The 4,426-nt window shown below is 46.3% G+C and carries 4 protein-coding genes and 1 pseudogene; 3 read left to right on the top strand and 2 right to left on the bottom strand.

What is annotated here, in order from left to right:
• Both H6F68_RS00180 and H6F68_RS00175 read left to right on the top strand, forming a co-directional pair.
• Positions 1-137, top strand: a pseudogene (locus H6F68_RS00180) (IS1 family transposase); the annotation flags it as partial.
• 855 nt (positions 138-992) lie between these two features.
• Positions 993-2,249, top strand: coding sequence for a jacalin-like lectin (locus H6F68_RS00175; protein ID WP_190555694.1), 1,257 nt, complete (start codon positions 993-995; stop codon positions 2,247-2,249).
• A 126-nt stretch (positions 2,250-2,375) separates the two neighbouring features.
• Here the strand turns inward: H6F68_RS00175 and H6F68_RS00170 are convergent, their stop codons facing one another.
• Complete coding sequence (locus tag H6F68_RS00170; RefSeq protein WP_190555693.1) at positions 2,376-2,936, bottom strand: hypothetical protein; 561 nt, start codon at positions 2,934-2,936, stop codon at positions 2,376-2,378.
• Positions 2,937-3,145: 209 nt separating this feature from the next.
• On the opposite strand from H6F68_RS00170, the gene H6F68_RS00165 reads away from it, so the two are divergent.
• Complete coding sequence (locus H6F68_RS00165; protein ID WP_190555692.1) at positions 3,146-3,481, top strand: FHA domain-containing protein; 336 nt, start codon at positions 3,146-3,148, stop codon at positions 3,479-3,481.
• A gap of 760 nt (positions 3,482-4,241) precedes the next feature.
• Here the strand turns inward: H6F68_RS00165 and H6F68_RS28680 are convergent.
• Positions 4,242-4,426: hypothetical protein (locus H6F68_RS28680; protein WP_399312291.1), on the bottom strand; the 185-nt coding region annotated here is incomplete at its 5' end.

Genomic DNA, 4,426 nt, shown 5'->3' with positions numbered 1-4,426 from the left:
ATACCCGACTGAGGCATTATTTAGCACGATTGCACCGGAAGACCTTGTGCTACTCCAAATCAGTTGAGATGTTGAAGTGTTCACTTCGGTTGCTGCTGCATTATTTGAAGTATCGGACAATTCCTCTCTCAGCTTAAATCATTACCTATTCAGCAACGCCGGCTTTGCTAGCTGCAATCCCTAAAGCGATCGCATTAGGTCTCTGAAGCTTTTTCCCTCATGCTTTATCTAGAGCTATCCACCTAGGGGGGATAGTTAAGCAAATGTCCTCAATGAAACTGTCCTGAAGCTATAGCCCCCACGGGGATGCATCTGTACGCACCAGCAAATCAATTCAGTCACGCGTTGGCAGTACAACGTCCCTCGGTGCCGACAGGTGCTGGCTAAGCTTCCAGAAAAGCACAAGGCATTTTGAACATACGCTGAGCTAGCTAGTTGAAAAATTAAATAATCACGTAACTGCGTACCCAGTTGTTCACTTAACCAAACGTTCGGATAGCAACTCACAGACTAAATTGTTAAACTCTTTAGGCTTGGCTTCGTCAGATGCGATCGCTAAGATGCAGCGGCGTAGGGACTTCGAAGAGATGTGGAGCAAGCTAATGGCATCCTTCGAGAAGTAAGAATTTGAGAGAATGAAAGAAAACCGAAACGAACTATTCAAATTCTTGTAGCTCTGGTGCTGAAACCCCTTATACAGTGGGCATGTGAGAGCTGAGAGAGATTGAAAGAAATGTCAGGTTGAACAAGTTAATGCTTGCAAGAGGATAGGAGCAATGCAGATTTGAGAGACGCAATTGTGGCGATCGCTAAATGGATCCTCAATTTTAGCTAATTCAAGATTAACTACTTGCTCATTGCATTTCAGAAATCACTCGTAAGGGTGCCTAACCCCATCGGTAATTTACTCTCCTCACCATGATGCTTCCCTTAGCAATCAATTAGGGTCATCTACGGCCTAGGAGAAACAAATGTCTAATGTGTATGTTGCTATGCGTGCTATTGGTGGTCGTGGCGGTAATCCCTTTGGATTCTACGGTGGTACGAACGGCACTCTACTTCAAAAAATTGGTGTTTGGGCTGAAGGGTGGATGGTCAAAGCAGTCCGGGTATGGCTTACTGATGGCACGATGCAAACCTTTGGCAATCCCAGCGGCTCTTACAAGGAGCACAGTTTTCAGCCTGGCGAACGCATGACCCGTCTGTCCTTATGGGGAAATGGAAAAGGAAGTCGCCTAGGCTGGATTGAGTTTGCCACCGATAAGGGTATTACGTTCAGTCATGGCATGACCGATTGGAAACGCAACCAAGAATATCCAATTGATATTGGTTCTGGAATTTGTTGTGGGGTTTTTGGCAGGGCTGGATCTGACATTGACAATATGGGTTTTGTCTTCTTGCAGAAGATTCGGAGCAGTCGATTGACGGATGTCACGTATCCCACATTGGGGCTACAAATGGCTGCAATTCAACCTAGAGTGATTGACTCAGAAGAATTTCACAACAGTACCAGCAGGGAGCAAACTCAAACTTTTAGCGTTGAAGAAAAAATTACCCGGAAGTCGTCTTGGTCGATTACAGCAGGGCTAGAGTACTCCTACACCTCAAAAGTAGAAGCTGGCATTCCTGAAGTTGCCACGGTTGGTGCAGAATCAACTTGGAAAGTGAGTATTTCGGGTACCTATGGCAAGGAAGAGACTGAAGAATCCACCAAGAGATATGATTTTCCAGTGGTTTGTCCACCCAATTCGAGAGTAAAGGCAACAGCAACCATCAAAGAAGGAAAACTATCAGTGCCCTACAAAGGAGTGATAGAAGTTGTGCTGGAGGCAGGTAGCTCGTTTCGCTATCCAATCGAAGGAATCTATGAAGGAGTTTCCTGTTCTGAGGTGTATTTTGATATAGAAGAGATTGGGGCGGCAGGATACGAACTCTTTTGGAATGGTCAACGAGTCGGGCATGAACCTACTTGGACTCGTCAACAAGCGATCGAAAATCTGGAGTGGAACAAAACTCAACGGCCAGATGTATTGGTTGAGGGGTGGTATAACGGCGAGAAAATGGGATATGAACTATTTTTAGATACTGTACGAGTTAAATTCGAACCTACTTGGACTCGTCAACAAGCGATCGCAGACCTGAGATGGCAGAAGCTTCAGAATCAAGGAAAAAATTACAAAGGCTGGTTTAACGGTGAGGATCTAAATACCTTAGCAGCAAAAGCAGAAGCAACTCCGGTAACTGTTTAGAACTAAGGTTTATGCATATTTCCGATAACACCAAGCCAGAAAGTCCTAAAATTCGAGCTTGAATTTATTTTCGCCTTGGCGTAATTTCGTCAAGGTGATTTTCTATATTTTCGCCCACGCCCCACGTCACTCCGGCGCTGGCTTCGGGACGGTCCATAGCCCCTCGGACGGCTTGAGCTGTCCAACGAGCTTCCCATCCTCGAAGATCGTCACTTTCCGATAATTCGCTCTCGGCACTTGGATGGCCAGGAAGAACTTGAACTGCGCAGCGTCAACGTTGGACTTCGGGCGCTTCAGTCGATAACGCAGCGTCAACTCCCCAGCTTTGGTCGTCACCCGCTCGACTTCGAAGATTCGGTCCGCCTTCGACGGATCGGGAGATGCGGCGAACACGTGCGCCACCATGAGGATTTGACTCTTCTCGTACAGACTCGCCTCCGGATGGAACGGGCGGGGGTCACCCGCGATCGGTGCGGGATGGAACACCTGGTCGTACTCCTGGGGCGTTCGGATCAGCGCATAGAATCGCGGCTCGGCCTGCTCGTCCCAGTTGACCAGGAAGTTCTGGTACGCATACATCGGGATGCGATTGTAGCTCTCGGCACATTCCCGCGCCATCCCTGTGCTGCCCATGACCACCAGGAAGCTGGTCGCCACGCCAAGGACAATCGTCTTTAAGGGTCGCATAACTGAGTCTCCATGAAGGAACGGTGTGGCATTGCAACTAGGCACTAAGTAACGCACCTACCAATCTGTGAGGCTGGCAATCTAATACCTTAAAGCTCTAATATCTTTCCCAAGACTGTGACAAATTAAGCTATTTGAGAATTCTCATGCTAAGTCAGTAAGCTAGGAAATTGGTCGTCGAAAATTTAATCCTTCTGTAAGCAACATCAATGCAGCAGATCCATTGCCTGGTTGTTGAATACGAGAAAAACCGCCGAGAATTCGTTCTTAGTAATCCTATTTACTCAATTGGGAGCGATCCTAAATGCGATATTTGCCTAATCTCCCAGCTTGTCTCTCGTCGCCATGCCACCCTAGTCCAGTTACCTTACGAAGATAGCAGCTATTACTACCGGATTATGGATGGTAATCTCAAGGGCAAACCTAGTGCGAATGGTCTCTTAATTAATGGGCATAAGCTGCAAGCCCATGACCTACAAAATGAAGATGTAATTATATTTGGGCCAGGAGTTCAGGCTGGCTACGCTGTAAGAGTAATAAATTGATTGGGAGGTGCGCTTTTCTTTTTCCAGTGTTTGCAAGACTGGAACGCTTAATAATCAGAATGCCTGATGTAAGCAATTCTGCTTATTGGAGAATACACCAACTCAATCGTGTCGCCAGAGCTTTTTGAGTAGCACTGTGCTTGCCCCCCAATCTCAAGTTCTGATGGTTTCCACCAACCCCTTTCGGGATACGAGTCTGTATTGGGAGGTGAGTCTATATCAAATGGATCGCACCCATTTTCCCCGTAAGGATCTCTAGCTAGCTTGCCAAATTCTAGGTGCATGTCCCTAGCAAACTGCCTAATATTTGAGGGTCTTGTCTTAAAACGGCAATAGTATCCAAAGCCATCTGGGTCTGACCCATTGGTGAAACAACGGAGATTAGAAACTTTGCCAATAAGACCTAAATATTGAATCGAAAACCCAGTATAAGTCGGGATAGCACTACCAGAACTTAATAGAGGTGGAACAGCGAACACAAAGAGTACAAGATAGACAATGAAACAAAGAGGAAAAGCAACGACACAAGCAATAAGTAGTCGGAGAGAAATGAAACCATGCAAGCCTTGATTTGATAGTTTCCCCATTGCAACTCTCTGTGAAGTAGCACCAAGCTAGCAAATCTCAAAAACTCAAGCTTGCATTTAACTTTGCCTTCATCGCCACTTTATTCAGGTAATAGTTGAACATCGAATATTGAACAAGTGGTGCTGCACCTATTCAGTAATTTAGTTAACTAACCAACTGCGTACGCAGTTAATCACCTAGCTAACCACTCATCTAGTAGCTCACAAACTAAATCACTGAACTCCTTCGGTTTGGCATCGTTAGCCGCGATCGCCTCACGGAGTAGCTTCTGCTTTGCTTGCAGATGCATAGATGCCGGGATATAGGCCGATACCTGTTTGTAATCACTGCTGCTTCGCTTCCCCTTGGCTCTCACCC

Origin of the sequence: Trichocoleus sp. FACHB-262 (assembly GCF_014696035.1) — a bacterium.
Taxonomy (GTDB): Bacteria; Cyanobacteriota; Cyanobacteriia; order FACHB-46; family FACHB-46; genus Trichocoleus.
This window is presented reverse-complemented; position numbering and strand designations above follow the sequence as displayed.